The 26,739-nt window shown below is 65.0% G+C and carries 23 protein-coding genes and 2 pseudogenes; 20 read left to right on the forward strand and 5 right to left on the reverse strand.

What is annotated here, in order from left to right; translation table 11 throughout:
* Positions 1–36 precede the first annotated feature (36 nt).
* From PXH83_RS22825 to PXH83_RS22845, 5 genes and pseudogenes are all read left to right on the forward strand, one after another.
* Positions 37–255, forward strand: coding sequence for a hypothetical protein (locus tag PXH83_RS22825; protein WP_274562399.1), 219 nt, complete (start codon positions 37–39; stop codon positions 253–255).
* A gap of 102 nt (positions 256–357) precedes the next feature.
* A complete protein-coding gene (locus PXH83_RS22830; RefSeq protein WP_274562974.1) occupies positions 358–1,944 on the forward strand; it encodes a recombinase family protein in 1,587 nt (528 codons plus the stop codon).
* A 482-nt stretch (positions 1,945–2,426) separates the two neighbouring features.
* Complete coding sequence (locus PXH83_RS22835; protein ID WP_274562400.1) at positions 2,427–4,379, forward strand: ATP-dependent nuclease; 1,953 nt, start codon at positions 2,427–2,429, stop codon at positions 4,377–4,379.
* Complete coding sequence (locus tag PXH83_RS22840; protein ID WP_274562401.1) at positions 4,366–6,108, forward strand: UvrD-helicase domain-containing protein; 1,743 nt, start codon at positions 4,366–4,368, stop codon at positions 6,106–6,108. Before PXH83_RS22835 ends, PXH83_RS22840 begins: the two co-directional genes overlap by 14 nt.
* Before the next feature lie 89 nt (positions 6,109–6,197).
* Positions 6,198–6,389, forward strand: a pseudogene (locus PXH83_RS22845) (IS5-like element IS4811 family transposase); the annotation flags it as partial.
* A gap of 283 nt (positions 6,390–6,672) precedes the next feature.
* On the opposite strand, the gene PXH83_RS22850 reads toward PXH83_RS22845, so the two are convergent.
* Both PXH83_RS22850 and PXH83_RS22855 read right to left on the reverse strand, forming a co-directional pair.
* A complete protein-coding gene (locus PXH83_RS22850; RefSeq protein ID WP_274562403.1) occupies positions 6,673–6,801 on the reverse strand; it encodes a hypothetical protein in 129 nt (42 codons plus the stop codon).
* A complete protein-coding gene (locus PXH83_RS22855) occupies positions 6,798–7,694 on the reverse strand; it encodes a LysR family transcriptional regulator (RefSeq protein ID WP_274562404.1) in 897 nt (298 codons plus the stop codon). Before PXH83_RS22855 ends, PXH83_RS22850 begins: the two co-directional genes overlap by 4 nt.
* Before the next feature lie 224 nt (positions 7,695–7,918).
* Between PXH83_RS22855 and PXH83_RS22860 the strand changes: the two genes are divergently transcribed.
* Together PXH83_RS22860 and PXH83_RS22865 are read left to right on the forward strand one after the other, a co-directional pair.
* Positions 7,919–8,305, forward strand: coding sequence for a VOC family protein (locus PXH83_RS22860; RefSeq protein WP_274562976.1), 387 nt, complete (start codon positions 7,919–7,921; stop codon positions 8,303–8,305).
* A gap of 15 nt (positions 8,306–8,320) precedes the next feature.
* Positions 8,321–8,401 (forward strand): annotated as a pseudogene (locus tag PXH83_RS22865) (IS5/IS1182 family transposase); the annotation flags it as partial.
* Positions 8,402–8,853: 452 nt separating this feature from the next.
* Here PXH83_RS22865 and PXH83_RS22870 read toward each other — a convergent pair.
* Entirely contained in the window at positions 8,854–10,056 is a 1,203-nt protein-coding gene (locus PXH83_RS22870) for an IS110 family RNA-guided transposase (protein ID WP_274556079.1), read from the reverse strand.
* Between the two features lie 544 nt (positions 10,057–10,600).
* On the opposite strand from PXH83_RS22870, the gene PXH83_RS22875 reads away from it, so the two are divergent.
* The 4 genes from PXH83_RS22875 to PXH83_RS22890 all read left to right on the forward strand — a co-directional run bounded on the left by PXH83_RS22875 (position 10,601) and on the right by PXH83_RS22890 (position 13,543).
* On the forward strand, positions 10,601–11,296 hold the full coding sequence (locus tag PXH83_RS22875) for an ester cyclase (protein ID WP_274562405.1): 696 nt from the start codon (positions 10,601–10,603) through the stop codon (positions 11,294–11,296).
* A 702-nt stretch (positions 11,297–11,998) separates the two neighbouring features.
* Positions 11,999–12,157, forward strand: coding sequence for a hypothetical protein (locus PXH83_RS22880; RefSeq protein ID WP_274562994.1), 159 nt, complete (start codon positions 11,999–12,001; stop codon positions 12,155–12,157).
* Positions 12,154–12,744: an RNA polymerase sigma factor gene (locus PXH83_RS22885; protein WP_274562407.1), complete on the forward strand. Its 591-nt coding sequence runs from the start codon at positions 12,154–12,156 to the stop codon at positions 12,742–12,744. The genes PXH83_RS22880 and PXH83_RS22885 overlap by 4 nt, the downstream gene beginning before the upstream one ends.
* Positions 12,728–13,543 carry a hypothetical protein gene (locus PXH83_RS22890; RefSeq protein WP_274562409.1) on the forward strand — a complete coding sequence of 272 codons (816 nt, stop codon included), beginning with the start codon at positions 12,728–12,730 and terminating at the stop codon, positions 13,541–13,543. The genes PXH83_RS22885 and PXH83_RS22890 overlap by 17 nt, the downstream gene beginning before the upstream one ends.
* 321 nt (positions 13,544–13,864) lie before the next feature.
* Here PXH83_RS22890 and PXH83_RS22895 read toward each other — a convergent pair whose 3' ends face one another.
* The gene (locus tag PXH83_RS22895) at positions 13,865–14,287 is read right to left on the reverse strand and encodes a hypothetical protein (protein ID WP_274562411.1); all 423 of its coding nucleotides are present in this window, start codon (positions 14,285–14,287) and stop codon (positions 13,865–13,867) included.
* A gap of 236 nt (positions 14,288–14,523) precedes the next feature.
* On the opposite strand from PXH83_RS22895, the gene PXH83_RS22900 reads away from it, so the two are divergent.
* Both PXH83_RS22900 and PXH83_RS22905 read left to right on the forward strand, forming a co-directional pair.
* On the forward strand, positions 14,524–15,495 hold the full coding sequence (locus PXH83_RS22900) for a GNAT family N-acetyltransferase (protein ID WP_274562412.1): 972 nt from the start codon (positions 14,524–14,526) through the stop codon (positions 15,493–15,495).
* A gap of 855 nt (positions 15,496–16,350) precedes the next feature.
* Positions 16,351–17,232, forward strand: a complete 882-nt coding sequence (locus PXH83_RS22905; protein ID WP_274562413.1) for a hypothetical protein — start codon at positions 16,351–16,353, stop codon at positions 17,230–17,232.
* A gap of 768 nt (positions 17,233–18,000) precedes the next feature.
* Here the strand turns inward: PXH83_RS22905 and PXH83_RS22910 are convergent.
* A complete protein-coding gene (locus tag PXH83_RS22910) occupies positions 18,001–20,580 on the reverse strand; it encodes an ISL3 family transposase (RefSeq protein WP_274562414.1) in 2,580 nt (859 codons plus the stop codon).
* A 313-nt stretch (positions 20,581–20,893) separates the two neighbouring features.
* Here PXH83_RS22910 and PXH83_RS22915 point away from each other — a divergent pair, with 313 nt between their 5' ends.
* The 7 genes from PXH83_RS22915 to PXH83_RS22945 all read left to right on the forward strand — a co-directional run bounded on the left by PXH83_RS22915 (position 20,894) and on the right by PXH83_RS22945 (position 26,622).
* The gene (locus PXH83_RS22915; protein WP_274562415.1) at positions 20,894–21,634 is read left to right on the forward strand and encodes a hypothetical protein; all 741 of its coding nucleotides are present in this window, start codon (positions 20,894–20,896) and stop codon (positions 21,632–21,634) included.
* Positions 21,635–21,847: 213 nt separating this feature from the next.
* The gene (locus PXH83_RS22920) at positions 21,848–22,669 is read left to right on the forward strand and encodes a serine/threonine-protein kinase (RefSeq protein ID WP_274562416.1); all 822 of its coding nucleotides are present in this window, start codon (positions 21,848–21,850) and stop codon (positions 22,667–22,669) included.
* A 48-nt stretch (positions 22,670–22,717) separates the two neighbouring features.
* Positions 22,718–23,005 carry a hypothetical protein gene (locus PXH83_RS32545; RefSeq protein ID WP_420803204.1) on the forward strand — a complete coding sequence of 96 codons (288 nt, stop codon included), beginning with the start codon at positions 22,718–22,720 and terminating at the stop codon, positions 23,003–23,005.
* Positions 23,006–23,188: 183 nt separating this feature from the next.
* Positions 23,189–23,398 (forward strand): hypothetical protein, encoded by a 210-nt coding sequence (locus PXH83_RS22930; RefSeq protein ID WP_274562417.1) that lies wholly within the window; start codon positions 23,189–23,191, stop codon positions 23,396–23,398.
* A 618-nt stretch (positions 23,399–24,016) separates the two neighbouring features.
* Positions 24,017–24,685 carry a polyprenyl diphosphate synthase gene (uppS, locus tag PXH83_RS22935; protein WP_274562418.1) on the forward strand — a complete coding sequence of 223 codons (669 nt, stop codon included), beginning with the start codon at positions 24,017–24,019 and terminating at the stop codon, positions 24,683–24,685.
* A gap of 38 nt (positions 24,686–24,723) precedes the next feature.
* Complete coding sequence (locus PXH83_RS22940) at positions 24,724–25,752, forward strand: terpene synthase family protein (protein WP_274562419.1); 1,029 nt, start codon at positions 24,724–24,726, stop codon at positions 25,750–25,752.
* A gap of 210 nt (positions 25,753–25,962) precedes the next feature.
* Positions 25,963–26,622 carry an HNH endonuclease family protein gene (locus tag PXH83_RS22945; protein WP_274562420.1) on the forward strand — a complete coding sequence of 220 codons (660 nt, stop codon included), beginning with the start codon at positions 25,963–25,965 and terminating at the stop codon, positions 26,620–26,622.
* Positions 26,623–26,739: the final 117 nt, after the last annotated feature.

Consider the following 26,739-nt stretch of genomic DNA (forward strand, 5'->3'; position numbering starts at 1 on the left):
GGTTCTCTCATCTATATACGCAAAGGAGGTCTACGCATGTCTAAAAACCCCCGGACTCACGCTCAGCGCCTGGACGAACTTCAGGACATCATTCGCACTGAATACGGTCGAGAGTACGACCCAACAGAAGTGTCGGAGATTGCTGACTGGCTGACAGGGTTCTATACGACCCTGATTAAGCTAGCCGCCCAACGTCGAGTCGCTGAGCGCGAGCCCGCCATCACTAACGAAGGACAACCCTTGGAGCAGCTGTGAAAATGGCGCATAATGATCATGCGGGGAACCAATTAACCCATCCGACTGCAAGTCGGAGAAGGAGGTTCTACGAGTAACAATGACAAATTACCATTAGCTGTCATCCTCGTCAGGGTGTCAAGCAAAGAGCAGGAGCAAGAGGGCTACTCACTGGAAGCCCAGGAGCGTTACCAGCGCGACTACTGTGGACGGGCCGGACTAGCAGTCGATAAGGTCTTCTATATTTCGGAAAGTGCATCGAAAGCCGATCAGCGGAACACGTTCAACGAGACGATGAAGTATCTCAACAGACGTAAGATCGTGCACTTCGTTTGCGAAAAGGTTGACCGCCTGCTGCGTAACTTCAAAGACACCGTCATGGTCGAAGACTGGTTGGCCGCCGATGAGACCCGACGCCTGCATCTCCCCAAGAACTCACTAGTACTGCATAAAAGCTCATCTTCGCAGGACAAGTTTGTTTGGGGTATGCACGTCGTGGTAGCGAAAAACTACACCGACAATCTGAGCGAGGAGGTCCGTAAAGGCCAACTTGAGAAGCTACGTCGCGGCTGGCTTCCCGGCGTGCCACCACCTGGATACGAAAACGTCGGTCTTGACGGCAAGAAAGTGCAGCGCATAGTTCCAGCTACCGCAGGGCTCGTGGTGAGACTGTTCAAACTGGCTGCCACGGGACAGCATACGTTGACGTCGCTGACAGAAGAGATGGCGCAAGCTGGCCTACTCAACGAGCAAGGCAAACCGCTGAGCCGCAGCATGGTCCACCGGATATTACGAAACCCATATTACGTGGGCCTGATCCGCTGGAAGGGCCTGTCGTACGCGGGCAGTCACGAGCCGCTCATCTCCAATGACCTCTTTGAACGGGCGGTGCGAGCCACCACCAGGCCCCGCAAGGACGGGCATCGGTTCCGCAAACACCGACCTTTGTTCCAGGGACTGGTTATCTGTGCCACGTGCAGGCGGCGACTTATCTGGGAGACCCAAAAAGGTCACTGGTACGGCAAGTGCCCCAAGGTGCGCTCATGTGGTCGTAGTCGATTTGTGCGAGAAGAGACCATGGAGGCGCTGGTCGTATCTCATTTTCAAGCGCTCAAATCTCCCAGTCCGCGGCTCGTCAGCTGGTTGCGGGAGGGATTGGAGAGTGTTATGGAAAGCGAGTTCGCCGGTATTCAAGCGGCTCTACGGCAGCTGAGTGACCGGGAGACCCAGCTGGAGACCCAGCGGGCAACTCTTTATGATGACCGACTCGAAGGTCGTATCGGTGTGGAACTCTACGACGCGCGAGCCGCCAAGCTAAACGTCGAACGAGCAGAGATCAGACGGCGTAGAGCCCAGCTCGAATCGAATGACACGTCATACCTTGAGGCCGGGTTGAACTTCCTCACCTTGGCTCAAAACGTAGCGCTTGAGTATCAGGGATCACGTGATATCTCGCACAAGCGGAAGCTGATTGGCGAGTTTTTCGATGAGCTCTTACTCGATGGAGAGCGACTCGAAGGTACCTACAATGAGCGCGCCCGCTGGGCGCTACGCGAAGTCGTGAGCTTGAAAGTGCCCTCAAATGGCAAAATCGAACCGCCCGATTATGGCTCTGCAAAAGAAAAAAGAGCCTGTTCTGAGACTCTGAATCCTACTTGGCTGAGACTCCGAGACACTATTCGAACTACCTTCATGGCAGATTGTCAATAGCCCGTATCTGTTGAAGGCGCCAATGCTTCGTCGCTTTTGGGAGTCAGCTAGCTGGTTGCGGATCAGTTCCCCGCCTGATCTCGCATGCACTAGAACTCCGTGATCCAGAGCCCCGGACGGTGTCATGACCGCCGGGGCTCTGTTGTTTTACCGCAAGACAGCGCTGACAGCGTGGCGGGGAGCACCTCACGCTCCGGGCGGCCCACTTCGGTCGATGAGACCTTCGTCGATCCCGCCTGCCGGACGCGCGCCCTGGTAGCTACCGTCGCGTAACTTATGTCATCTTGTCGAAAGGTAGCGCCGGTATGACGTTGGTCTTTGTACCCTGTACAGACATCATGTGATCACGGCGCTGCCTTGATGGACGGGGCTAATTGTCTGGGAAGCGGACCGCCGATACAGGATGTTCCGAATTGCGTATAATGGTGAACATGGCTAACGGGTGGTGACCCGGTGGAGGCGCTTTGTCAGACAACGCGGGCATGTTCGTACGCAGTCTCACCGTGAAGAACTTTCGTTCATGCCGTGATTTGACTGTCGAGCTACAGCCTGACATCACGCTGCTGGTCGGAGAAAACAACTCCGGTAAATCCAACATTATTGAGGCGCTGCGCCTCGCTACGACAGCGCTGAACCCACGCAGTACACGCTGGTTCGATGAAACCGACCGGGCGCACGGGCGGGAGCACCTGGACGTTGAGTTCGGGCTGGAGCTGGATGGCCTGACCTCGATCCAACAATCGCAGTACATCGCCGCGCTTGATGTGAACACGAAGCGCGCGTACTACTCCGCAAGCTACCGACCGCGCGGTATAGAGATGCGTCGGCCTCGGCCTGTTTACACGGCGGGACTCACGAAGGGGCTGGACGCGGAGCCTGAGAAGCGTGAGCAGATCACACACGTCTATCTGGCACCCCTCCGGGACGCGCAACGAGAGCTGGGGTCCGCCGACGGCAACCGTCTCATGCGGGTGATCCAGCAGCTCACGGACGAGGACGAACAAGCCGACTTCCTCGGCAAGGCCAACAAGGCGTTCAGCGAACTGCACGACGATCCCGTCCTGGCCAAGACGTCCAGCGCCATCCAAGCGCACCTCACCGGTCTGACGCAGGCCGTCCGCGGCCAGCACGTCAATGTGACCTTCCAAGACTACGAACTCAGCCGGCTGACCCGCTCCCTCCGCGTGAAGATGGCGGAGCATGGCATCGATCCGGCCGACCTGGCGGATTCGGGGCTTGGGTATGCGAACCTGCTGTACATCGCCACTGTCATCCTGGAGCTGTCGAAAGCCAAGGAGTCGGAGCTGACGCTCTTCCTGGTCGAGGAACCGGAGGCACATCTCCATCCCCAGCTCCAAGCTGTGCTGCTTGACTATCTCCAAGAACAGGCCCGCACCTCAGCCCGAGACGACAGTCAGGTGCGAGCCGGCCGCATCCAGGTCGTGGCCACCACTCATTCCGCTCACTTGGCCAGCGCCGTCGGCATCGAGAAGGTGGTCGCCCTGCGAAGCCGCGTGGCCGTCGACGAGGTGACGGTCGAAGGCCAGACGGATTCCCTCAAGCGCAACATCACTCAGCCGATCCCGCTAGGGCGTCTCCCCCTCGATGAACACAGCCGTCGCAAGATCAACCAGTATCTGGACGCGACCAGGGCAGGCATCCTCTTCGCTCGCAAGGTGGTGCTTGTCGAGGGCATCGCCGAAGCCGTGCTGTTGCCAGTGATCGCGAAGCACGGCCTGTACAAGGGCGATGACAAGGAAGCGCAGCGGAAGCGCCGAGCCTTCCAGGCGGTCTCAATCGTCAACGTTGGCAGCGTCGACTTCACGCCCTACATCAAGCTGCTCTTGGGCGAGGTCAACGGCTGCCGGCTGCTCGATCAGCTCGTCGTCATTACCGATGCTGACCCGGAGCTCCCGAAGGAGGCCGAAGACACCCAGGACAGTGAGGCGGATGCCGTCGGCCGCCCGGCTGACGGTGAGACGTCCCAAGACGATGCGAGCGATCCGGACGACGAAGACGATGACGCCGACGAAGACACCTCGGTCTCGAATCGCCGGGTTGACCTAGAGGCCACGGCGGAAGAGCTCGGAGCGGCCGACCGGTTGGTGATCGCCGAAGCCCAGTACACGCTGGAAGCCGATCTGCTGAAGCCGGCAGGCAATGAGGCACTGCTGAGAACGGCCTACCTGAGTCAGCATCCGCGGTCAGTCAAGCACTGGAACACGATCATGGCGGCCGAGGAGCCAGCGTTCGCCTTCTACAAGAAGCTGCGCAAGAACAAGAAGTTCATCGGCAAGGGCGAGTTCGCTCATGACGTGGCGATCGCTCTGGAGGACGGCGCTCAGTTCGAGGCCCCAAGCTACTTGCAGGAGGCCATCGAGCGAGCGTTGTCCGACGCTCCTGCCCAGCCGGAGAGCGACCTTGGAACTCACTGAAGACCAGAAGCACTTGGTTGAAGACCTGTCCGGCAGTGCCTTCGTCATCGCCTGCCCGGGGGCTGGCAAGACGAGGGCGGTGGTAGCCCGCTACCTGAGGCGTACCGAGCAAGAGCCTCGTAAGGGGATTGCCCTGGTCTCCTTCACCAACGCGGCCATCGACGAAGTGCGTCGCCGGTGCGGGGACCAGGAGCCCACTAAGGCTCCCCACTTCGTTGGTACCTTCGACAGCTTCATCCACCGCTTCCTAGTGGCACCGCTGTACCGCGCGATCTACGACGTCAGCCCACGACTGATCCAGTCGTGGAAGGACACCAAGGCGTCCAAGTTCCGGCTGGCGGTCAATCTCCGCATACCTGATGTTGAGCTGTCTTGGTTCGACTTCGACATTGACGGGCGTGCCACGCTCCGCATCGACCGGGTACCCACACGAGCTGGCCAACAGCTGATCGGGCTGTTGCAGGGCAGCCGCCGTGGCGAGGCCGAGACTCGTGCCAGCGGTATCTACCGAGCTCTCCTCCAAGCCGGGACGGTCAGCTGCGACGCTTCCCGTTTCCTGGCCAGCGCCTGGCTTGCTGATCCGCGTACGCGGGCGCTCATCCAGCCGTTGATCACGGACCGCTTCACCGAAGTGATTGTGGACGAGGCGCAGGACTGCGGCGACGAGGAACTAACAATTTTGCAGTTTCTGCGCGACTGTGGCGTAGACATCCTCCTCGTCGGGGATCTAGATCAGTCGATCTACGAGTTTCGGCGAGCGGTACCAGAGAGGGTGGCAGCCTTCGCCGCCACGCTGCCGAACCGGCTGGCACTGGTCGACAACTTCCGCAGCTCTCCGGCCATCTGCGCTATGAATTCGGCTCTCCGGGTGGGTGCAGTGCCTGACCTTGCTCGGGGCCCCTATGCCCAGAGTAAGGTCCCTGTTCAGGTCATCAGCTACAACAGGACCCAGAGCATCGCGGCGGACGTGCTGGCGACAGCCGAGAAGCACGGCCTGATGGCCGACGAAACGATCATTGTGTCTCACGGGACTGCCGACGTGCTGCGGGCGGCGGGGGTCAAGGCCAGTGACGCGGTTGGCACCAACCGTGTGGCGGCGATTGTGGACGCCGGCTACAAGCTCCGCAGCAGCAGCGATGGCAAGTCGCGGGTAGCAGCCCTGGAACGGGTCGAGCGTGACCTGGTGGAAGCGGCGGTGGGGGGCAGCCTGGACCACAAGTCGCTGGAGGCCGTGTGCGAGGAACACAGCATCGAACGACGTTGGCTCCGCGACGCCACGATGCGGCTGTGCCAGGCCCTTGACCCGCACGGGATGACCGCCGCGCAGTTCAGCGCGGCAGTGAGAGCACGGGTCACCGGTCTCGACTGGCCCCCGCACCTCACGGTGAGCAGCTCCCTCTTCAGAGCGCCGGCCGCGGGTAAGTGGTCAGAGCTGCTGAAGAGCGAGGTCAGCGCGGTTCTCCCCTTCTCCACGATCCACGGAGCCAAGGGCTTGGAGTTTCCGGCGGTAGCGCTCGTGCTGTCTGACCGGCTACGCAAGGACGACACCACCCAGCGAACGGTCTTGGACGACTGGGAACAGGGCTACGGAACAGAAGCTCGGCGAGTGCTCTATGTGGGCGCATCACGGGCTCAGCAGCTGCTCATGCTGGTTGTCCCTGCGGCACACAGGGAGCGCGTATGCCGTCTGCTCGCCCGAGACGCGGTGCCGTTCATCGAGACGCCGTGAGATCTCGAACTACCTGACTCAACAAGAGAGCCGCTGATGTACTTCCAGTTTGACTCGTACGGGCTGAATGTGACGTCGGCCAGAAACACGGTCGGGTTGCTGGCCGGCCGAAGAACACACCCGGGTTCGTCATCCTGCCCCGCCGCTGGGTGGTCGAGCGGTCGCTCGCCTGGATCATGCACGCCCGCAGACACGCACGCGACTACGAACGGCTCATCCAACACTCGGAATCGTTGATCACCTGGGCCGCGATCACGCTCATGACCAGGCGAGTCACCCGCCGACAGTCCCGCCGCAGCGGACAGCCGGCATCACGCGAGAACGACCGGGACTGACGTTCACCCGGACCATCGCCGCCCCGGTTTCACCACGATCGCGGCCCGAACACTCTCCCACGGCAGCACCCAGCACGACACCTCGCAGCAGTGGGTGATCACATCAGACGGCCTGCCGGGTCCCCCGCCGGGGTCGTCGTGCCGGTCGGCCGTCGCGCGCACGACCAGGTCCAGGACGTCGTCCAGGGCGAGGCCGCGAAGCTGACACGGCGGCGCGTGCAGCCGTTTCTCAAAGCAAGCCAGCCGGGTCCGCGGCATCCAGGCCGATGCCGAAAGGCTCTACGAGGTCTTCAAACGCGACTACCTTCACCAGCTCCCGCAGGTTGAGAGTCTCTGCGACTTCCGCCAGCACGCTCATGCAATCGGCAACTTCTTGGCAATATCCGCCGCAGCCCGTACGAACTCGCGGACGCGCTCTGTGGTGTTCCCTTCCAGCCAGACCGGTCCCCGTTCGATCGGCTGTGCGTCGTGCAGAGGCACATAGGCCACGTCCGGTCGAGGGTAGTAACGCTGGGAATGTTCTCCGACCGGCAGGACGCCCCTGCCCATCGCAACCAGCGTGAGCATTTCGGAGAACGATCCTCCGGTCGGCCCCTTCGGAACTGGCCTGCCCGACGGGGTGTAGTCCGGTGTGCGATCCCGCTTGAACCCCGCTGAGGTCACCTCCGGGTACTGCACCACGGGGTGTTCCGCGAGCACTTCGAGCGACACCGACTCCTCGCCGGCGAGCGGATGCCCGGCCGCAGCGGCGAGCACTCGTTTCTCCGTCAGCAGTACTGGCCCACAGGCCATTCCATCGAACGGGTACGAAGCAATGAGGACGTCTATCGAGCCGTCAAGCAGGCTCGCACGGGAGTTGGACAGCTGAACCTCCCGTACATCGACCCTGCAGTCGGGGTGGCGCTCGCTGAACAGACCCACCACCTTCAGGAGTGCAGGTGCCGTCCACTCGCCGAGGAAGGCGACCCGCAGTTCTCCCGTGACACCGCGACATGCATTGGTGGCCCTTCGGAGCGCCTCCTCCATCCCGGTGACCAAGGGCACCAGGTCATCGGCCAACTGCCGCCCGATCGCCGTGAGTCGAACCGTTCTGCTGGTCCGCTCGAACAGCATGCCGCCGATCCGCCGTTCAAGCTTCTTGATCACCTGGCTGACCCGCCCAGTCGTGATGCACAGGCGCTCGGCGGTACGGCCGAAGTGCAGCTCTTCGGCAAGCGTCAGGAAAGTCTCGATCTCCACCCGTTCCAGCACGATCCCCCCGTTCGTTGAATCAGGCTCAACGATCGTATTCTGATCCTGCCTTGATGGCGGACTCCCTCCAGCGGATCGTAAACGGCGCCCACCTGGACTCCACCATCGAAGGAAGCCCCATGAACGTCTCGGACATCACCACCTGCCCGGCCCGGACCGACGAGCCCCTGTGGGAGCACGGCCACCCCGCACGGAGCCTCGGCGACCAACCCGGGTTGCCCTCGCTGCGCGTGAAGGCATTCGACCATCTGGTCCTCAACGTCGAGGATGTCGAGCGGTCCCTGGACTTCTACGCCGGACTCCTCGGCCTGGAACCGGTACGCGTTGCCGAGTGGCGAGCTGGCGAGATCCCGTTCCCATCGGTACGAATTACCCCTGAGACCATCATCGACCTGGTCAGTCGCCCTCGGGGAGAGTCCAACGTCGACCACATCTGTCTCACCGTGGAACCGCTGGACTGGGAGGAGTTCATCACTTCGGGAGCCTTCACCGTCCTCGAAGGTCCCATCGACCGCTTCGGCGCACGGGGCACCGCCACGTCGGTCTACGTCCAGGACCCGGACGGCAACACCGTGGAACTCCGCTGGTACCCGCAGGACGCCGCAGCCTGACCGCGCTCAAGCTGCGTGATCACGGCGTCGGAACGGTCCTGGATAGCTCCGTTCTCTGGGCTGAGCCCGCGCTCATTTGACAGGCTGGTGACCGTTCCTGGACCGCTGGCCTGGCTCGCGGGGGTCATGATGACGCAGGAATGGTTCGGGGGGTGCCAAACTGCCCCCGCTGCCCATGGGCTGCGGGGGGGGTGCCCCTATGGGTTTCGTCAAGCGGCCCGGGCAGCCTCAGGCTGGTGATCGCGGTCTGGTGGGAGCCCGGGCTCTGCATACTGGGCATCGGCTGTCTCTGGGGGAGAACTGATGAGTGCGTGGGCTGAGCTTGGGCGGGATCTGGTCTTTGGGGCCGCCACTTTGATGGTGGCGTTTAACTACCGCGATGTTGCGTGGCGGATTCACGGCTTCGCGGCGAACACGGTGGGGGGCAGTCGGCTCCTGACGCCTGCGACCGTCAGGGTCACCTGTGGTGTTCTCGCCGCTGTTTCGATAGTGAGCTTCGCGGTTGGTCTGGCCCAGTCCTGAGCGGCTGACGAGCAATGGCTGTTGGCTCAAGTCGCCTTGGCTGATCGTGTTTCATAGAAGGTGCCGTCTCGGAGCATGGCGAAGAGGACGTCGGCTCGGCGGCGGGCGAGGCAGAGGATGGCCTGGGTGTGGTGCTTGCCTTGCTTGATCTTCTTGTCGTAGTAGGTGCGGGAGGCCGGATCGGCCAGGGCGGCGAACGCGGAGAGGAAGAAAGCTCTCTTGAGCTGTTTGTTGCCTCGCCGGGAGGGTTGTTCGCCGCGGATGGAGGAGCCGGAGCTGCGGGTGGCCGGGGCGAGGCCGGCGTAGGAGGCGAGGTGGGCGGCGGACGGGAAGCTGCTGCCGTCACCGACGTCGATGAGGATCCTTGCTCCGGTCCTGACGCCGATCCCCGGCATGGACGTCAGGACCTTTGAAAGAGGGTGGTTGGCCAGCAGTTCCTCGATCCTGGTGGCGAGGAGTTTGCGCTGGTCGAGCACGGCGGTGAGCGAGCCGGCCAGGCTCGGGACGATCAGTGCGGCGGCGTCGGTGCCGGGGACGACCACGGTCTGCTCGTCCAGGGCGGTGAAGACGTCCTCGACCAGGCGTTCGGCCATCCGTGGGGCCTTGGGACGTATCAGGTTCACGAGCCGTCGGCGTCCGGCCTTGCGGATCTGGGCCGGGGACCCGAAGCGTTCCAGCAGCATCAGGACGGCCGGGTGCTGGATCCGCGGGCCGACAACTCGCTCCAGGTGCGGGTGGATCTGAGTCAGCAGCCCGCGGAGCCGGTTCGCGACCCGGGTGACCTCACCTGCGAGGTCGTCGTCGAATCCCACGATCATCTCCAGCTCGGCGACCGTCTCGTCTGCGAGCTCGATGGACCGCAGCGTGTGGGGCATCGCCCGGGCCGCATCCGCGATGATGAACGCGTCGCGGGCGTCGGTTTTGGCCTCGCCCGGGTAGAGGTCGGCGATCCGCCGCATCGTGAGCCCGGGAAGATAGGCGACCTGGCAGCCCGCGTCCCGGGCGACTGCCAGTGGCAGGGCGCCGATAGAGGCGGGCTGGTCGACGACCACGAGCACGGTGCCGTGCTTCGCGATCAGTTTGGCGAAGACCTCGCGGAGCTTGGGCTCGCTGTTGGGCAGCCGCTTGTCGAAGGCTTTCTTCCCGGCCGGAGTCAGGGCGGTGGCGTGGTGTTCGCCTTTGCCGACGTCCAAGCCGAGGAAGGCGCCGATGTCACTGGTGTCGATCACAGGCTCTCTCCGGTCGTACGGTCCCGGCCTCACCTGCGGCACCAGCTGCCGGCATCCACATTACGAAGAACCTCCCTACCTCCCGGAGGAGTCGGTGGTCATGCCCCTCATCAGCGGTCTACCAGTGCCTCCGGGAGCGGTGACACCACCCCCCAGATCATGCGAACTACAGGGGGGAGCAGTCATGCCGTCCCGGAGGCCGGGAACCCCATTGCGGGGCTGATCAAGAAGGTAATGGGGGGTGCGGGCCTGCCGCAGTGAGGCTGCTACCGAACGTCGACGTAGTCGCCCGCGGCCTTGACGGCGTTAGGGGCTGTCCGGTGGGTCATGGGTGAGTCACCGGACACGCCCTAGAAGGCGCCCGGGCTCTCCCTGTCCCTGCCCAGGCTCTCGACGGGCGCGTGAGGCGCCTGTTTCGTGGCCACCATCCACTGGGACATGCCCACGAGCCGACGCTGGAGCAACACCCAGGACAGGACAGACCGCTCAAGTCGACCTAATCTGAAGCTGCTCCCGATACTCCGACTGGTGAGAGGTGTGCGTGATGACGTTCATCCAGGTCATCGACTGCAAGACGAACCAGGCCGACGAGTTGAACCGCCTGATGGATACATGGATCGAAGCCACCCAGGGTAAGCGGACGGCCACGCACTCGATCGTGGGGAAGGACCGCGCCGACTCCACGCACATCATGGAGATCGTGGAGTTCCCCTCGTACGAGGAGGCGATGAGGAACTCGAACCTTCCGGAGACCGATCGCATCTTCCGCGAGATGGTGGCCCTGTGCGAAGGGGAACCGTCGTTCACGGACCTCGACGTCATGCGGGACGAGCAGCTGAACAAGCTCTTGGTCCGTAGCTTCTTCGAGGATGTCATCAACAGGAGAAACCTGGATGCCGTGGACGGGATGTGCACCGCCGACTACCGGGAGCACGACCCGTCTCAGTCGTCGTACGACCTGAGTCTGGCGGAGGCCAAGTCGGAGAACCGGGAAATCCTCGAGGCGTTCGAACCGGTGATCACCATCGAGAGCCTGACGGCCGAGGGTGACATGGTGTGCGTACGGCTGTCCTTCAAGGGCCGTCACGTGGGCACGTACCAGGGCCTGGAGGCCACCGACCGAGAGGTTTCGGGAACCGGCCACGCGACCTTCCGCTGTCAGGGCGGCAAGCTTGCGGAGAGCTGGTGGAACACGGACGACCTCGGCCTGATGCAGCAGCTCGGCGCGATCGAACGCTAGTGTCGTAGCAGGCGAGGTTTGTTAAGGGCGGCGCGGCTTAGGGCGTGTCCGGTGACTCGCCCATGACCCACCGGACAGCCCCTAGTCGTCATAGTGCCGGTGAAGTGGTACCGCCAGTACCTGTCAGTGGAAGCGGTGACCTTGGCGCTGCGCCAGCTGGCGTGCATCATCCGGGCTCAAGCCCCCCTGTGGGAACCGGCGAAACACAATCGGGCCCGATTGACCATGTGCGCTTGAAGCAACCGTGGTTACCCACGCACTCCCGGTCTTCTGTCCTTGCAGGTTGCCCGCATGGAGCGAACTCCCGCCATAGGGGCGGGCTTGCCGCCGTCTGGTGGGCCCTCCTGGCGGTGTGCCGTCGGCCAGAGCGGCTGTGGCGTGCGTCACAGGGTAGGGCGTCGGCTTATGCCGCACGTTTGCGCAAAGGGATGGTTGATCGTTGTCCTTTCTGGCGCTTCAGCAGCTCAGCTGCCGTGGAGCGGGATTGGCCGCTGGGGGGCGCAGGCAGCGCCCGGGGCGTGAAGCCGTTGCTGTAAAGGCAGTTGGGTAACCGGCGCAGAGCCGCGCCGTCAGATTTTCGGCTTGGTCGTTGCACATTCGGGCCGTGGAAACGGTCTTGGGTATCGGAGGCGCACAACGGCGTACTCCCGAGGCTCCTGGGGGTACAGGCCTCGCCTTGCTCAAGGGAGGACCCGAAGGCCCGTGATGATGGAGCTTGCAGAGGACGTGATCATGACGGCGCTCGCGCTGCGCGTGTTTGGTCATGACGCGGCCAGGCTGGTGCGCCGGCTCGCGGCTGCCGGGGTAAGGGCGGGCATCAACGAGATGCACCGCCATGGCCGAGATGAGGGGCAGGCGTGAATCAGGACCAGGACACTCCGTACCGCTCGCCAGGCGCCAGGCCGATGACGACAAAGCTGCCGGTGGACTTCTCCGCCTTCCATCAGATGCACCGCCCGTCCTACATCGGCTGGGCCGAAATAATGCTCAACAACCGCTCGGATGCAGAGGAGGCGGTCGACGCCACCTTCGAGCAGCTCCTCAAGGTCTGGCCGAGCGTCCTGAGCAAAGAGAACCCGGCCGGCTACGCCTGGCGGGTTCTGCGCAACATCACCATCGACGCGGGCAAGGCGCGCGGTCGGCGGCCACTGCCCCTGGATATGGCCGCCTTCGAGACCGCGGCTCTGGTCCAGGCCGTGGACCCCATCGGCCAGCTGGAAGAGAGCATGAACCTCTTCCACGCCATCGGCGATCTCCCGCCGCGCCAGCTGGACGTCGTGCTGCTGCTCCACCTGCACGATCTCAGTGTCGACCAGGTCGCCACCCACCTGGGCATCAGCCCGGCCGGCGTGCGCTCCAACGCCCGTCACGCCAAACGCCACATGCGTCGGACCCTGGGTCTGGATGCCACCACCAAGGAGGGTCACGCTGATGACGTCGCCCATTGAGGACCTGCTCTCCCGGGCGCGCTTGCTCCACCGGCCGTACACCCAGGCCGAGATCGACGCCGCCGAAGCCCGCCTGGCGGCGCGCGCTTCCGGCGCTTCGACACAGACACCGGCGTCCCATCTGCCGTCGACCGATGCAGTCCCCGCGGCGGCGGAGCGGTGTGCCGCGCGGGATCTGCGGACCCTCTGCGAGACCGTGGTGACACATTCCGGCGCGCTGGCCGATCTGAAGCTCTTCTTCAGCCGGGCCCTACCGGAGCCGTCCGGCGCGCGGGTGCTGGGCTGCCTGCTCCAGATGTCGCACCGGGAGGAGTCGGCCCGGTTCTGGTGGCAGTACGCCGCCGGCGCGGGCGACAGCGCCGCCACCTACTGCCTCTATCTCCACCATCGGGCTCTGGGGGAGGACGGCGAGGCCGACTGGTGGCACCGCCAGACCGCCAAAGTCGCCACCGACCACGAGGACATCAACATCCCCGCCGCGCTGCGCATCCTGCGCCGACTGAAAACCGGCACGCCGTCGGTCCCGGATCCCGTCACCGCCGTGCTGGACTATGTGCCCATCGCGATCAGGTACGTCGACGACGACCTCGACCTGCCTCTGCCCGACCCGGACTTCACCGAACGCATCCAAGCCCTCACCACCACAGCGGCAGCGCACAACACCACATCACGCTCCAGCGACCGCTCCGACGCTCTGCCGGAACGCACCTTCCCACGCCCACCCTCACCAGCCAGCGCGCGGCGTCACCTCACCGCCCACGAAGAACTGCTGCGCTGCTTCCTGGCCAACCCCTGGTAAGCCGCTGCGCTTGCAGGGAGGTTGCCTGGCCTGGCTTCGTTCACTTCAAGCGGCTCTGGCCCAACTTCTGGATGCTGTTGGTGATCTTGTCGGGACCCGTTGGAGCCGTGCTGTTACCCCCCGCGCGGTGTGCCGGGCTTGTAGCCAATGAACGTGCTCTCATGATGTCTTCGGCCAGCGCCCTGGCTTCCCGGGCCGACGGCTGACCAGCGACCACTGGAACGCAACGGCGCTCGCGCCGAAGATCACCAACAGCATCACTTCTGTGGTCCGTGACCGTGGGTCACCAGGGAGGTCAGTGTCAGCCGGCAGGGCCCGCTCTCACTCCGCTCGCGCTGCCCGTCGGCGCCGCCAGGCGAGCGCCGGTGCCGTGATGGCCAGGGCGAAGAGGACGGCCGCCATGATGAGGTGCGGGACCGTGTGGCCCTGCGCGAGCGTGTAGAGCCCGCAGGCCGCGCCGCCGGCAGCGACGCCCAGGGCGGGCGGCCATCGGCCGGCGGTCAGGCCGGTGCCGACCACGAACAGCGTGGGCATCGAAGCGAGGAACAACACCCAGCTGCGCAACTCGTAGCCGTCGGCGGCGACGCAGCCGCCCCTGGGCCCGCGCTTGCAGCCGCCTTCGACGAACCCCAGGAAGCCCCAGGTCGCGGCCGCCAGGACGACGACGACCAGTGGAATCCACCACCCCCGCGACCAGTTCTTCTCATCGAGCGACCACCTGCGCGTCGAACGCCCGCCGTCCATACCCCTACCCCCATGTCGATGACCGCCGAGATCATAGAGCGCTACATCGTGTGGAGTCGGAGAGGACGATCCAGGCGGCCATGGTGGTCGCTGGCGCCGACTACCTGCTGCGGTTCCCGCGGAAAGGCAAGGTAGACCGGCTTGGTCCTCGATCCTCGGGGGTGTCGCCGGACCGTTCACCTCGCCTGCGGCGCACCTCCGTGGTGCGATGGAACGGGGGTAGGAAGGAGAGAGTGATGGTCCCACCAGCAGCGGAGAGCAAGAGTGGCGCGGCCCCGGTATCAGTCCGCCCGCTGGATGAGGCGGACCTGGATCGGGCCGATGAGATCTGCAGGGTCGCCTTCGGGACCTTCCTGGGGGCACCTGATCCGTTCGGGACCGTCGACTACGTCCGCACCCGCTGGGCGGCCGATCCACAGGCGGCGTTCGCGGCGACGGTCGAGGGCGAAGTAGTTGGATCGAACTTCGCCGCCAACTGGGGCAGCGTCGGGTTTTTCGGACCGCTGACCGTACGTCCGGATCTGTGGGACCAGGGCATCGGCAGGCGTCTGATGGAGCCGGTCATTGACTGCTTCGACGCCTGGGGGAATCGCCACCTCGGCCTGTTCACCTTCGCGCACAGTCCCAAGCATCTTGAGCTCTACCGCCGGTACGGTTTCTGGCCTCGATTCCTCACAGCCATCATGAAGAAGCAGGTCACAGACGGTGCCGCAGTCCCCGGCCGGGTGCTCTATGGCGAACTGCCCGCCGCCGAGCGGCCCGACGCGCTTTGCCTCTGTCGCGCACTGACCGGAGCCGTGTACGAGGGCCTGAGCCTGGAACGCGAGATCGTGGCCGCGCACGCGCAGGGACTCGGTGACACCATCCTGCTCCATGGCGCTGGCTCCGAGCTCGACGGCCTGGCCGTCTGCCACTGCGGAGCCGGGTCGGAGGCTGGCGTGGACGTGTGCTTCGTCAAATTCGGCGCCGTACGTCCTGGTCCGGAGGCCGCCGACCGGTTCGAGCGACTGCTCGACGCATGCGAGCGGCTGGCCGCCGAGCGCGGGCTGGGGCAACTGGACGCTGGCATGAACCTGGGTCGCCCGGATGCCTACCGGCGCATGATCGACCGCGGTTTCCGCACCTGGTTGCAGGGCGTGACCATGCACAGGCCCAACGAACCCGGGTACAGCCACCCCGACGCGTATGTGATCGACGACTGGCGTTGACCACCGCCGCGCTCGGCCCGCTAGGAAGGCCCGGTGCTGTCAGAACTCGGGCTCTGGCTCAAGTTCTGGATGCTGTTGGTGATCTTGTCGGGACCCGTTGGAGCCGTGCTGTTACCCCCGCGCGGTGTGCCGGGCTTGTAGCCAATGAACGTGCTCTCATGATGTCTTCGGCCAGCGCCCTGGCTTCCCGGGCCGACGGCTGACCAGCGACCACTGGAACGCAACGGCGCTCGCGCCGAAGATCACCAACAGCATCAGTTCTGTGGAGCGGCACGCTGAGTGACGGCGAGCATCGGGCGAGGCGTCTCAGTCCCTGTCACCGCGCGCCAGGCTGCTGTTTCCCGACGGCAAGTTCCTGTTCGCTGCTCCGATCGAGCGGTGCGGGCCCACTCATGCCGTCAGGTCCCAGTGACCAGCAGAAACGGCGTTACGCTCCCTCTGGTCGCACCGGACGACACGGAGAGCGCGCATGAGGTATGGCCTCTATCGGATGGCCCGCGTCGGCGTGTTCGCGGCGTGCCTTGGGCTTGTCGCAGCCTGCGGTTCGGGAGGGGGACCCGGCGAGGACGACGCATCCCCCACTCCGCCGTCTCCGAGCCTCACCACATCAACTCCGAGCCCCACCAGTTCAAAGACGAGCGCGACACCTTCGCCGTCCGACGGTTCTCGTTCCTATGGCGGCGAGTCGGTCCCTCCGCCTCCGCCTGTTCCAACGCACACCGGACAGTCGAAGAAGACGGATCCCGACATCGCTCCGTCGGCCACGCCTCCTCCTCCCGATTGTCCTGGCGCTCCTGGTTGTCCGCCGTCTCCTGGGAACCGTGAGCCTCAGGAATTGCCTGCGCCGGACGGTACGTGAGCGAAACGGAGCCTCGCCCTGCGCGGTGGGCCAAGCGAGCGGGCCCAGACCTGGCGTCGCCGACCGCGCTGGTCAATATCGTGGTTGCCCAGGCGTCGTTCATCGCCGCATTGATGTTCTACGTGGGCGTGATCTATACGAGCGCGTATTATGGCCATTTCCACCTTTCCCCCTTCTCTCTCGGCTTCGGCTTTGCTGAATTTGTCCTGCAGAGCTTGCAGCTGATGACCTTCCCGGTCCTCGTGGGTGCCGTCGTGCTGCTCATCGCGGTTGCCATTAGTGGGCGCCGACCGCGACAAGCACTACCCAACGGCTTGGTGCGCGGCACGTCGCGGGGCACGCAGGCACTGGCCCGCTACTACTTGGTCATCGTGGCCGCAGGCCTGCTCCTGCTCATCATGTGGTGGCAATGGCAACTGCTGCTGCCGTACCGCTGGGTCGGCCCGCTTCTCATCGCCATCGGCCTGCTGCTCGGTCAAGCGCGGCCAACTGACGTGGATCGCCCGAGGGGCCTGCTGGACACAGCTGTGCCGATTTTCGCCGCCGGAGTGTTCCTGCTCTGGACTGTCACCCTGGCCGCCGGCCAGCTCGGCGAGCAGAACGCCAAGAACGACGCCCGCGATGTGGTCGAGCGCACCGGCCTGGTGGTCTTCAGCGGGCAGCGACTCGGCCTCAGCTCACGATCACCGGATCTCCACTTTGAGGATCTCGGCGAGAACGTCCACCTTCGCTACCGCTACACGGGCCTGCGACTCATCACGGCACGCCAGGGGCGCTACTACGCCGTGCCTATCGGGTGGAGGGCGAAGACCGATCATGTCTACGTCATCCGGGAAGCCGACGATGTGCGCATCGAGTTCACGCCCGGCGTGCAGTAGCCGCAGGATCCGTCGCGACGTCCAAGCAAGCGCCGAGCTACCGCAGGTCAGAAGCGTGACAGACGGCCTGCAGCGGCATGGACTGTGTGGACAGGCCCCGGCCCCCCGTGACGGGAGGCGGTACGGCCAGGGGTCGCACCCGCCGCCGCGCCGCTGCCAGCACCACCGACGTCTCGTTACGGCCGACCGACAACGCCACGGGCCCCAGGGAGACTTGCCACGACCGGGAGAGCCAGCGAGGCCCACCGGCCGCACGAGGCAGCCCCGCAGTTCAACCCGCGACACCTTCACCGGCCCCCCGCTCCGCCTCAGCTGTCACTCAGCGTGCCCGCGCCACGGAAGTGATGCTGTTGGTGATCTTGTCGGGACCCGTTGGAGCCGTGCTGCTACACCCCGCGCGGCGTGCCAGGCTTGTAGCCAATGAACGTGCTCTCATGCTGTCTTCGGCCAGCGCCCTGGCTTCCCGGGCCGACGGCTTACCAGCGACCACTGGAACGCAACGGCGCTCGCGCCGAAGATCACCAACAGCATCCGGAAGTTGAGCCAGAGCCACTACTCGTGAATAAAGCCACCTGGCCTGACGCTCTACTCCGTCGACCTGGGCGAGCAAGGCGGTGAAGACCCATTACCAGTGCCGTCGACTGCCCAGTTCCTCAGCCGCGTGTAGGCGCCCTTCCACGTGCCGTACTTCTCCGGCGGGTGGCCCACTGCAAGTCGGTCTGGAACTTCCAGGCGATCGCGTCGATCACCTCACGGTGACAGCGTCGGTTACCGATGTTCCTCAAGGCCAGTTAACGACGCCATTGGCACGGGTGTCGGGTCGTGGTTGACGAAGAAGTCCGGCCGTGGACCGGTGGGTGCGACGGGGGTGTTGGACGTGGGGTTGTACGTGATCAGGCCGAGCGTTCGGGTGTGCGGGGAGCGGTTGGGGGACGAGCTGTGGACCAGGTTGCTGTGGAAGATGACCACCGTGCCGGCGGGGCCGGTGGCGTGGCGGACGCCGTGGGTGCGGGCCATCTCCTCCGCCGTGGCCTCTGGGATGGCGTGGGACAGGCGCGTCGAGACGATCCAGGACCAGTCGCCGTCAGCCGTCTCGGGTTGGGCGGCAGGCGGCTTGTGATGTGCGCTGAGGGTGTGACTGCCGATGATCAGCCGGAGGGGGCCGTTTTCGGGCGTGATCTCGTCCAGGAAGACGGCCGCAGTGAGCGCCGCCGGCTTCGGCATACCGTCCGCGACCTGCCAGAAGTCGAAGTCCCGGTGCCACTCCCAGCGTTCGCCGAGCCGGGCGGCCTTTGGGTTGATCTTCCACTGGTAGACGTACATCTCCTCGCCCAGGAGTAGTCGCGCCAGGCCCGCCAGCGGCGAGGACTGCGCAAGCTCCCGCCATGGGCCCTCTTTGCGGTGCAGTCCGTAGACGGCCCGTACGGTCTTGCCATCGTCCTCGAAGAACCGCTGCGGGCCGTCCTCGGCGAGGACGGACGGCAGTTCCCTGTGCAGGGCGTCCCAGATCTCGGGGGGTGTCATCGGTGGCACGACGACGAAACCATCGCGCCGGAAGTCCGCCAGCATTTCCTCAGTCTTCATGGCTCCAGGGTTCCTGGCGGTACACCGAGCCGCCAGAGGGCACCCGGACCGGTTCCCCATCTGGTTATGTACACGAGTTGGGGGTTCTGGCACAGATCTTGGGGAGTCGTCGCGGAGTGTCACTGAAGCAGGATCATTTTGCGGAGTAGTTCGAATCCGGCTCGACCGTAGAGCTGCCTCTTGATCTTCTTGATGCGGTTCACGGCGCCCTCGATGCTGCCGGAGCTCCAGTCCAGGGTGAGCCCGGCTGTCACGGCGTCGAGGTCCCGGAGCAGGTGGAGTGCGAAGCTGGTGAGGCCGGGTAGCCCGGCTGGCATCGACTGCGTCGATCCAGGCAGGGAGCGTGGCCCCGAGGCGGCCGGTGAGGATTTCACCGAAGTCGCGGACATGACCGGCGGCCGTGTCCAGTTCGGGGCAGCGGGCCAGGACGTCCTTCAGGGCGGCGCGGTCCTCCGCGGTCAGGGCGGTGGGGTGACGGGTGAGCCAGCCAGCCACCTGCCGCACCGTCGGTGGCCGGGGCGGCGCGCTGGCCGGAGCCCTGCGGAGGGTGGCGATGTGGGCGCGGACCATCTGGTAGGTGACGGGTGCGTTGTCGGCGAGGAGTTCGCGGTGGAGGTGGGTGACGCTGGTGCATCCCGCGGCGAATCGTCGTTCCAGGTAGGGCTTGTAGGGGTCCAGCCTGCTGGGCCGGGGCCGGTTCTCGCGGATGGTGTCCTGCCAGCGTGCGGCGTTCGCGTACCGGAGCACGGTGTTGAGGCCCCAGCCCAGGTGTCGGGCGATTGCCCGGCGTGAGTGGCCTTGGGCGAGCATCTCGTGGACCAGGGCGTGTGCGGCCTTCTTGCGTTCGGCCCGTCGGCCGAGGGGTTCGCAGTCGTCCTGGGGCCGGCTGGACTCTGGGAGGGTCGTCTCCGGCAGTGTGCGGCTGGGCGGCGGGCTGCGCAGACAGTCGCGATGGGAGGCGATGCAGGTCTCCACGGCCCGGCCGAGGCCCTGCCACAGATGAAAGCGGTCAGCGACCTGCAGGGCGTCGGGGGCGCCGCGCCGGGCACCCTCGGCGTAGGCGCCCGCCCGGTCCCGGCAGATGATCTCCACGCCAGGATGACGGATCAGCCACGCGGCCAGCGGCTCGGCTTCGCGCGTCGGGAGCACATCGACCACGCGATGGGGTTCAACGCAGGTCAATACGGTGGAGTAGGTCTGACCGCGGCGGATCGCGAAATCGTCCACGCCCAGCACACGCGGCGTGCTGAACTGCGGATCAGGCAGCGCCATGACCCTGCGTAATAAGGTCATCCTTCCCGCGCCGAAGCTCAGCTGGGCCGCCAGCCGAGCGCCGGCACGCCCGGCCAGCGCGAGCCCCACTCGCTCCAAGGCGTGGTTGAGCCGAGTGGTGAACCGTGCGTACGGAGTCGTCAACCGGGAGAACGGCTCGGCGAACGTCCGACGCGGACAGTCCGCCGCCCCACAGATGAAACGCCGCACCGCCAACCGGATCACGAAGCCCTGCTCAGGGAGCGGAAGATCCTTCAACCTGCGCTGGTAGCGGTCGTGCACCCGATCCGAGAAGCGGCCGCAGTCCGGACACTCCGCCCCGGCCACCCGGCCTCTCGCCACCACCTCGACCGTGCCGAACGCGGCCGTCACTGCCTCGACATCCACGTCGTCGGTCCCGTCGAACACGAGCGAGTCCCAGAACGATGCATCGGTCTGCATGACCAGCACCATCACCGTCCACAGCTGACCATGGCAGAGACGACTGGCCACTTGACGGAGCGTCATTTTCGGATGCCAGACGACAGGCGTACGCGGTCTCACGCGACCCCGACCCTCACAATCGAACATCTTGGCCCTGTCCGGGCGGCTGGGGCAGCGCGTGGCATGCCAGGGTGACGGGCAACGGCACGGGAGCCGCGTCCGCTGCGGATACCGCACCTCACATGGTCAGCGGCTGCGCCGATCGACCTCCTTCATTCGGCCCAAGATTTGTTTGCACCGGCGGAAATCTCAGGCAGGCTAGAGATTCCGATATACCGAATCTCTAGTCTGCCTTCACTTCGACCCCATCCGACGCAATGCCATGAACACGGAACTGATTATCGCTTCCCTATCCGGCGCTGTGGCCCTGGTAAGCGTAGCCTACAGCTCCCAAGCGAACAGGAAGAATTCCTTCCTCAGAGACGATCTGGATCGACAGGCCGCTGAGCGCAATCGCATGCTGGAGCGGCAGGACGCCATGAGCCGCTTTCGCGACCCCCTACTCTGGGCCGCCTTCGATTTCCAGTCACGCCTCTACAATATCGTCGGCCAGGGATTTTTGAGAGTGTACTTCGTGCACCCTCACGACCAGCTGTACGCAGTGCGCAGCACCCTGCACGTGCTCGCCGAGTATCTGGGATGGGTCGAGATCCTCAGGCGCCGTATCTATTTCCTTGATCTCGGCAACAAAGACGCAAACCGGCGAATTGTGGCGCTGCTTGCACGCATCGGTAGTGTTCTGAATGATGACGCCTATCCGGATCAACACTTCCAATTGTTTCGCAGCGATCAGAGGGCCATCGGGGAACTCGTCATCAAGGAGGGAGAAGACGCCGACAGCTGCATCGGATACGCGGAGTTCTGCGCACGACTGGAATCTGACCCAGGGTTCGCCACTTGGTTCACACGTCTGTCCGACAGCATCGCCGCACTGGCTTCACGCGAGGGACGGCACCCACGCCTGATAGAGCTACAGGTAGCCCTGATGGACTTGATCGACTTCCTGGACCCAGAGCAAGAGCGCTTCCCACAGAAACGCCGATTCCGGTTGAACCACTCGTGAAAACCAGCTCACGCCCACACTTCCAACCAGTCAACCGCTTCACGCGGACCAGGTAGGCGGCAACAAGCCCGCCGGGCACTTAATGGATAAAATGGGAATCGCGCAAGCCCCAGCCCAGCGAGGTGGTGACTGATGGAACGCCCTCCGGATCACAGCGGACCGCATGACGGTCGCCCTTCCGCCCCAAGTCGAGCACATATTGCAGGTTACGAGTTGGAAAGCGAGATCGGCCGCGGAAGGACAGGGGTTGTCTATCGGGCGAAGGATCTGAGGCTGGACCGTACCCTGGTAGTGAAACTGCTGGCGCCGGAACTGGGACGCAATGAAACGTTCCGCCGACGCTTCGTGCACGATATTCGCATCGCCGCTGCGATCGACCACCCGCATATTGTGCCGATATTCGAGGTGGGAGAAGCCGATGGATTGCTGTACATCGCCATGCGCTACATCGCCGCGCTGAACCTGAGGGAAATACTGGACCAATACGGAGCGCTTTCGGTGACTGGTGCGATACGTATTGCCGGGCAGGTCGCGTCGGCTCTGGACTCCGCGCATGCGCACGGCGTGGTGCACGGTGACGTCAGCCCCGGGAACATCCTCGTCGCCAGAAGCGCCGACGAGGACCGTCCGCAGTATGCCTACCTTACGGACTTCGGAATCGACATACGGACACTGACGGAGAATTTCACATGCACGGGTCCGTTCGCCGGCACGCTCGATTATGTGGCGCCGGAGCAAATATCTGGCCAGCCGGTGAACAGGGCCACTGACCTCTACGCCCTGGCCTGCGTTGTCTACGAAGCCATCGCTGGCGATCCAGTTTTCCCCCGCGAAGAAGACACGGCGCTGATGCGGGCGCACAAGCGCAATGAGCCGCCGCCCCTGTCCCAGAGGCTTCCCGGGATCACGGCGCATGTCGATGATGTGATGCGGACTGCTCTGGCCAAGGCCCCTGACGACCGCTACGGCTCCTGTCTGGAATTTACGGAAGAGCTGAGGGCTGCCGTCGGCGGGCCTGAGGTGTTGCCCACCTGACCGTGTGACTACTCCGCTCGCGGGTCGTCGGTGTGGACATGAGGTGAGGTGACCTTTCGGAGGCCGACCAGGGGAACGGCCTCGGCCCTGCCCCTGGTCGACAACGACGCGTTGTGCGCGCACGACGAAAACCGCAGTGGCCAGCACCGCGACCACGGCGGTGCCGTAGCCCTTGCCGCAGGAGAACGGCAGCAGCCCCAGCCCGATGGCGCGGACCGGTTGTGGTTGTCGATGTTCCACAGCACCGCGGTGCCGACCAGCGTGCCGCCGTCCAGCTCCAACTCAGAAGACGGGGCGCGCGCCGCGTTCGTGACCGGCCGGACAGGTCCGAGGTGACGCTCCGCGACCGCTCCCCAAGATCTGTGCCAGAACCGAGTTGGGACGTCGTTTGTCGATGAGCGCGGGAGTCACCCCGGCGGCGGTGAGGTCGATGTTCACGACTTCGGGAGGCACCCGCGAAAGGTGGCTCTCGTGGCCTAGAAAGCCTGTGTCCGAACCCTCGCTCGGCCCGAGGGGTACATGTACTACCGGCCCGTTTCGGAGGGCCTGATCCCGCACACTCCGCCGACATACCGGCGTCTGTCCGCGCAGCTCGCCGAAGCCCGCCGGGAGGAACGCTTCCTCGACCTCATCGACCCGTTGCGCGAGGTCCATGTTCCGCCCGCCTGGCCAGACGCCACCGCGTTCCTTCACGCCGCGGCTGACTGGTTCGCCTGGACAGGACCGTAGGCCCAGAAGGCCGCCCTGTAATTGGCCTGCGAGAAGGACACGCTGCGGGCTCAGCTGACTGGCTGGTTGGAGCGTACGGGGGTCCCTGTGCTCGTTGTCCGGGGATTCGGCAGCCAGAGCTACGTGCATGTCGTCCGCGAGCGCACCGCCCGCGTTCACGCTAGGCCGTGCTGCTCTACCGCCCGGACCAACGCCCCAGACGAGCGCCGATGAAACTGGCTGAACGGCCGATGAGCGCCCGTCTCCGATGATGCGGCCCTGGTGGTCGGCGAGGGGACGGCGTTGCAGGTGTGCTGCTGTTCCGCGAAACCGCCCTGAAGGGGTGGTGTGGGGGCTCGGGACTGGCGGGGGTGCGTTTGCGTGCTTCCACTGGGAGGGCATGCGCCGTTCCCGCACGACCATCTGTTCTGTTGCTGTTGGTTCAGTTCATGCAATTGGCTGATGAGAGGCCCGCACATGGCCGAACTGCCAAGCCAGAGTGCCGTCCCCCGCCCTGCCGTGCCCCGGGCACGGTGTTCGGGTGTTGAAGACGCGGAACAGACCGGTGCCCAGCAGCCCGCGACGTGGGGACCGACTAAAGACCCCAAGCCCCAATCCTGCTTGCCGGGGCCACGACACTTGGCGGTGATCCTGGACGGCAACCGACGGTGGGCGACAGAGCATCAGCTTTCATTCGCCGAGGCATACCGTGCGGGAGCGGTGAGGGTGAACGAGCTGGTGGCCTGGTGCGAAGACGCGCACATTCCAGTGGTCACCGTATGGGCGTTGTCCCAGCAGAACCTGCACCGCGGCGCGGCATCGGTGCACGACATCATGTGCGCTGTCACAGACGGCCTGCAGACGATGGCCTCCACCGGACGTTGGCGGATCCGTCCCATCGGCGCTCTCGAACGGCTGCCCCCCGAACATACCTCCGCCCTGCGAACGGTGGAGGCCGACACCCGGCACAACCACGGAATCACCTTGAACGTGGCGGTCGCCTACAGCGGTCGCGACGACATCCTCCGGGCGATCCTCTTGCTCCTGCGCCAGATCCAGCACGAGCCTCACGCCACACCGGAGATCACGGAGCAACACGTGGCGCAACACCTGTCCACGGCCGGACAGCCCGATGTCGATCTGGTCATCCGAACCTCAGGCGAACAGCGGCTGTCAGGGTTCATGTCCTGGCAGGCCGGCGAGGCCGAGTTGTATTTCACCGACACGGCGTGGCCGGCCTTCGACCGGAGCAGCTTCGACCGGGCCCTGCGTTGGTACGCGGGCCGCGAACTTCGCAGCGGCCGCTGATCCTGGCGCGCAAGGCAGCCGCCGAATCAGGAGAGACCATGCCCCAGACGGTAGACCTGGCCTTCGACATCCCGTCCCGGATGAGTCCCGACGTCGTCTCCTGCCTCACACGCACGCACGCGTGGCTGGGCACGTGCGGTTTTTGCCCAGACGAGGAGGCGGTCGCCAAGTTCGAGGCCCAGAAGCTCGTGAGCGCGGTGGCGCGGGTGTGGCCCTGCGCAATCGGCGACGACCTGCTGTTGGCGAGCAAGTTCTACCACTGGTACGCCATTTTCGACGACCTGTTCGATACGGTCTCGGACGCCAAGGCCACAGCCGCCCTGTGCCATCTCCACATCGCGATCCTGCACCGTCCCCCCGGAGACCCGGCGGCGGCAAAGGAGCCGCCCACGGTCACGGTCTTCAGGGAACTGTGGGACGAGGCCAGGGACGGCATGTCACCCGCATGGCGACACGTCGCGATCCGGAACTGGACGGACTACATCACGGCATACGCGGCCGAGGCCAGGGCGCGCGCCGGTCGGCGTGAGTTCCCAGGGGTCGAGGACTACCTGGCCTTCCGCCGCATGTCGATCGCGATGGACACCTGCTTCGACCTGACCCAGCGGTTCTACCACCTCGAACTTCCCGAAGCCCTGCAGTACGACCAGCGCCTGTGGACGCTGCGGGGCTGGGCCACGGACGTCATCTCCTTGACCAACGACCTGTTCTCGGTGGAGAAGGAGGAGAGGCAAGGCTCCGCCTACAACATCATCTTCGTCGTGGAGCGCGCCCTGGGACACAGCCGCGAGGAGGCGGTCGAATACGCACGACAGCTGCTGTACAGCAAGCTCGCCCAATTCCACCGGGCAGCCAAGGAGTTCCTTGAGGAGGGAGACCACCGGGGCTGGACCGCCAGCGAGGCCATCACGATCTACCGGATCGTGGACAACATGGCCGACTACATGCGAGGCCTGTACGACTGGCAACTCGAATCCTCCAGGTACGCCCATCCGCTCCCCGACCTCTACCCCGACCATCTGTTGACCAGCATGTTGCAGGACACTCAGGACGACCACAGACGATGAGCATTGCCGCGCCAACGGTTCAGTGCTCGGTCCTCAAAGCTGCCCTCCTGGCCACCGCCGGGCCCGGTCGGCGGCAGGCATGGGCTTCGGGTGGCCACCCGCCCGGATGTATCTAGACGCACCGTTTCTCCAGTACCACTTGTGTGCTCGCGCGGGTGACACCTTCCGGGACCAGCCGTGACGAGGGGCCCGGGCTGATATCCAGTCCTCGTGATCAAATTGACTGGACGCGCCCTCGTTGGCGCCGCCCTCGCCCTGTTGCCCCTGATCGGCACTACGCCGGCCCAGGCCGCCGCCCCTCGCCTTGTCAGCCTGACCGAGGGCATCCGTGCCATCCCGCTCGGCGCTGAGAGTCGGGAGGGCTACACGCGCACCAGCTTCCGCCATTGGATCGACGAAGACCGCGACGGATGCAGCACCCGGGCCGAGGTGCTGATCGCGGAGTCCCGTGCGGAGCCGACCATCGAAGCTGGCTGCAAGGTCACGAAGGGGGTGTGGTTCAGCTACTACGACGAGCTGATCGTCACAGACCCGTCGGGCCTCGATGTGGATCACATGGTCCCGCTGGCCGAGGCCTGGGATAGCGGCGCTTCACAGTGGACGGCCGACCGCCGTCGGGCCTACGCGAACGATCTCGGTGCTGACCAGTCCTTGGTAGCGGTGACCGCCAAGACCAACCGAAGCAAAGCAGATCAGGACCCGGCGCAGTGGCTGCCGCCGTCCGCTGACGCGCGCTGCACCTATGCCAGCGAGTGGACGGCCACCAAGCTCAGGTGGCATCTGACCGCCGACCGGGACGAGCAGGCCGCGTTGCTCGAACTCGCTGAGGGTTGTGGGGACACCCTGGTCGAGTACGAGCCTGCCCCGTAAGTCTCCCCGTCTGCGACTGCGCCCGCTCCTCGTCTGGTCAGGGGCGGGCGCCCGTGACGACAAGGCGCCACCGGGTGCGCTTATGTCGCAGAGGTCCCGGGGCCGGTGCGGTGGCCA

Origin of the sequence: Streptomyces spiramyceticus, from assembly GCF_028807635.1 — a bacterium.
Taxonomy (GTDB): domain Bacteria; phylum Actinomycetota; class Actinomycetes; order Streptomycetales; family Streptomycetaceae; genus Streptomyces; species Streptomyces spiramyceticus.

What these genes read in the sequence shown, in the direction of transcription:
- PXH83_RS22825 (WP_274562399.1), top strand. Translation starts at nt 37, where the DNA reads ATGTCTAAAAACCCCCGGACTCACGCTCAGCGCCTGGACGAACTTCAG.
- PXH83_RS22835 (WP_274562400.1), top strand. Translation starts at nt 2,427, where the DNA reads ATGTTCGTACGCAGTCTCACCGTGAAGAACTTTCGTTCATGCCGTGAT.
- PXH83_RS22850 (WP_274562403.1), bottom strand. Translation starts at nt 6,801, where the DNA reads ATGAGCGTGCTGGCGGAAGTCGCAGAGACTCTCAACCTGCGGGAGCTG.
- PXH83_RS22875 (WP_274562405.1), top strand. Translation starts at nt 10,601, where the DNA reads ATGACGTTCATCCAGGTCATCGACTGCAAGACGAACCAGGCCGACGAG.
- PXH83_RS22890 (WP_274562409.1), top strand. Translation starts at nt 12,728, where the DNA reads ATGACGTCGCCCATTGAGGACCTGCTCTCCCGGGCGCGCTTGCTCCAC.
- PXH83_RS22895 (WP_274562411.1), bottom strand. Translation starts at nt 14,287, where the DNA reads ATGGACGGCGGGCGTTCGACGCGCAGGTGGTCGCTCGATGAGAAGAAC.
- PXH83_RS22900 (WP_274562412.1), top strand. Translation starts at nt 14,524, where the DNA reads ATGGTCCCACCAGCAGCGGAGAGCAAGAGTGGCGCGGCCCCGGTATCA.
- PXH83_RS22915 (WP_274562415.1), top strand. Translation starts at nt 20,894, where the DNA reads ATGAACACGGAACTGATTATCGCTTCCCTATCCGGCGCTGTGGCCCTG.
- PXH83_RS22930 (WP_274562417.1), top strand. Translation starts at nt 23,189, where the DNA reads ATGTACTACCGGCCCGTTTCGGAGGGCCTGATCCCGCACACTCCGCCG.
- PXH83_RS22940 (WP_274562419.1), top strand. Translation starts at nt 24,724, where the DNA reads ATGCCCCAGACGGTAGACCTGGCCTTCGACATCCCGTCCCGGATGAGT.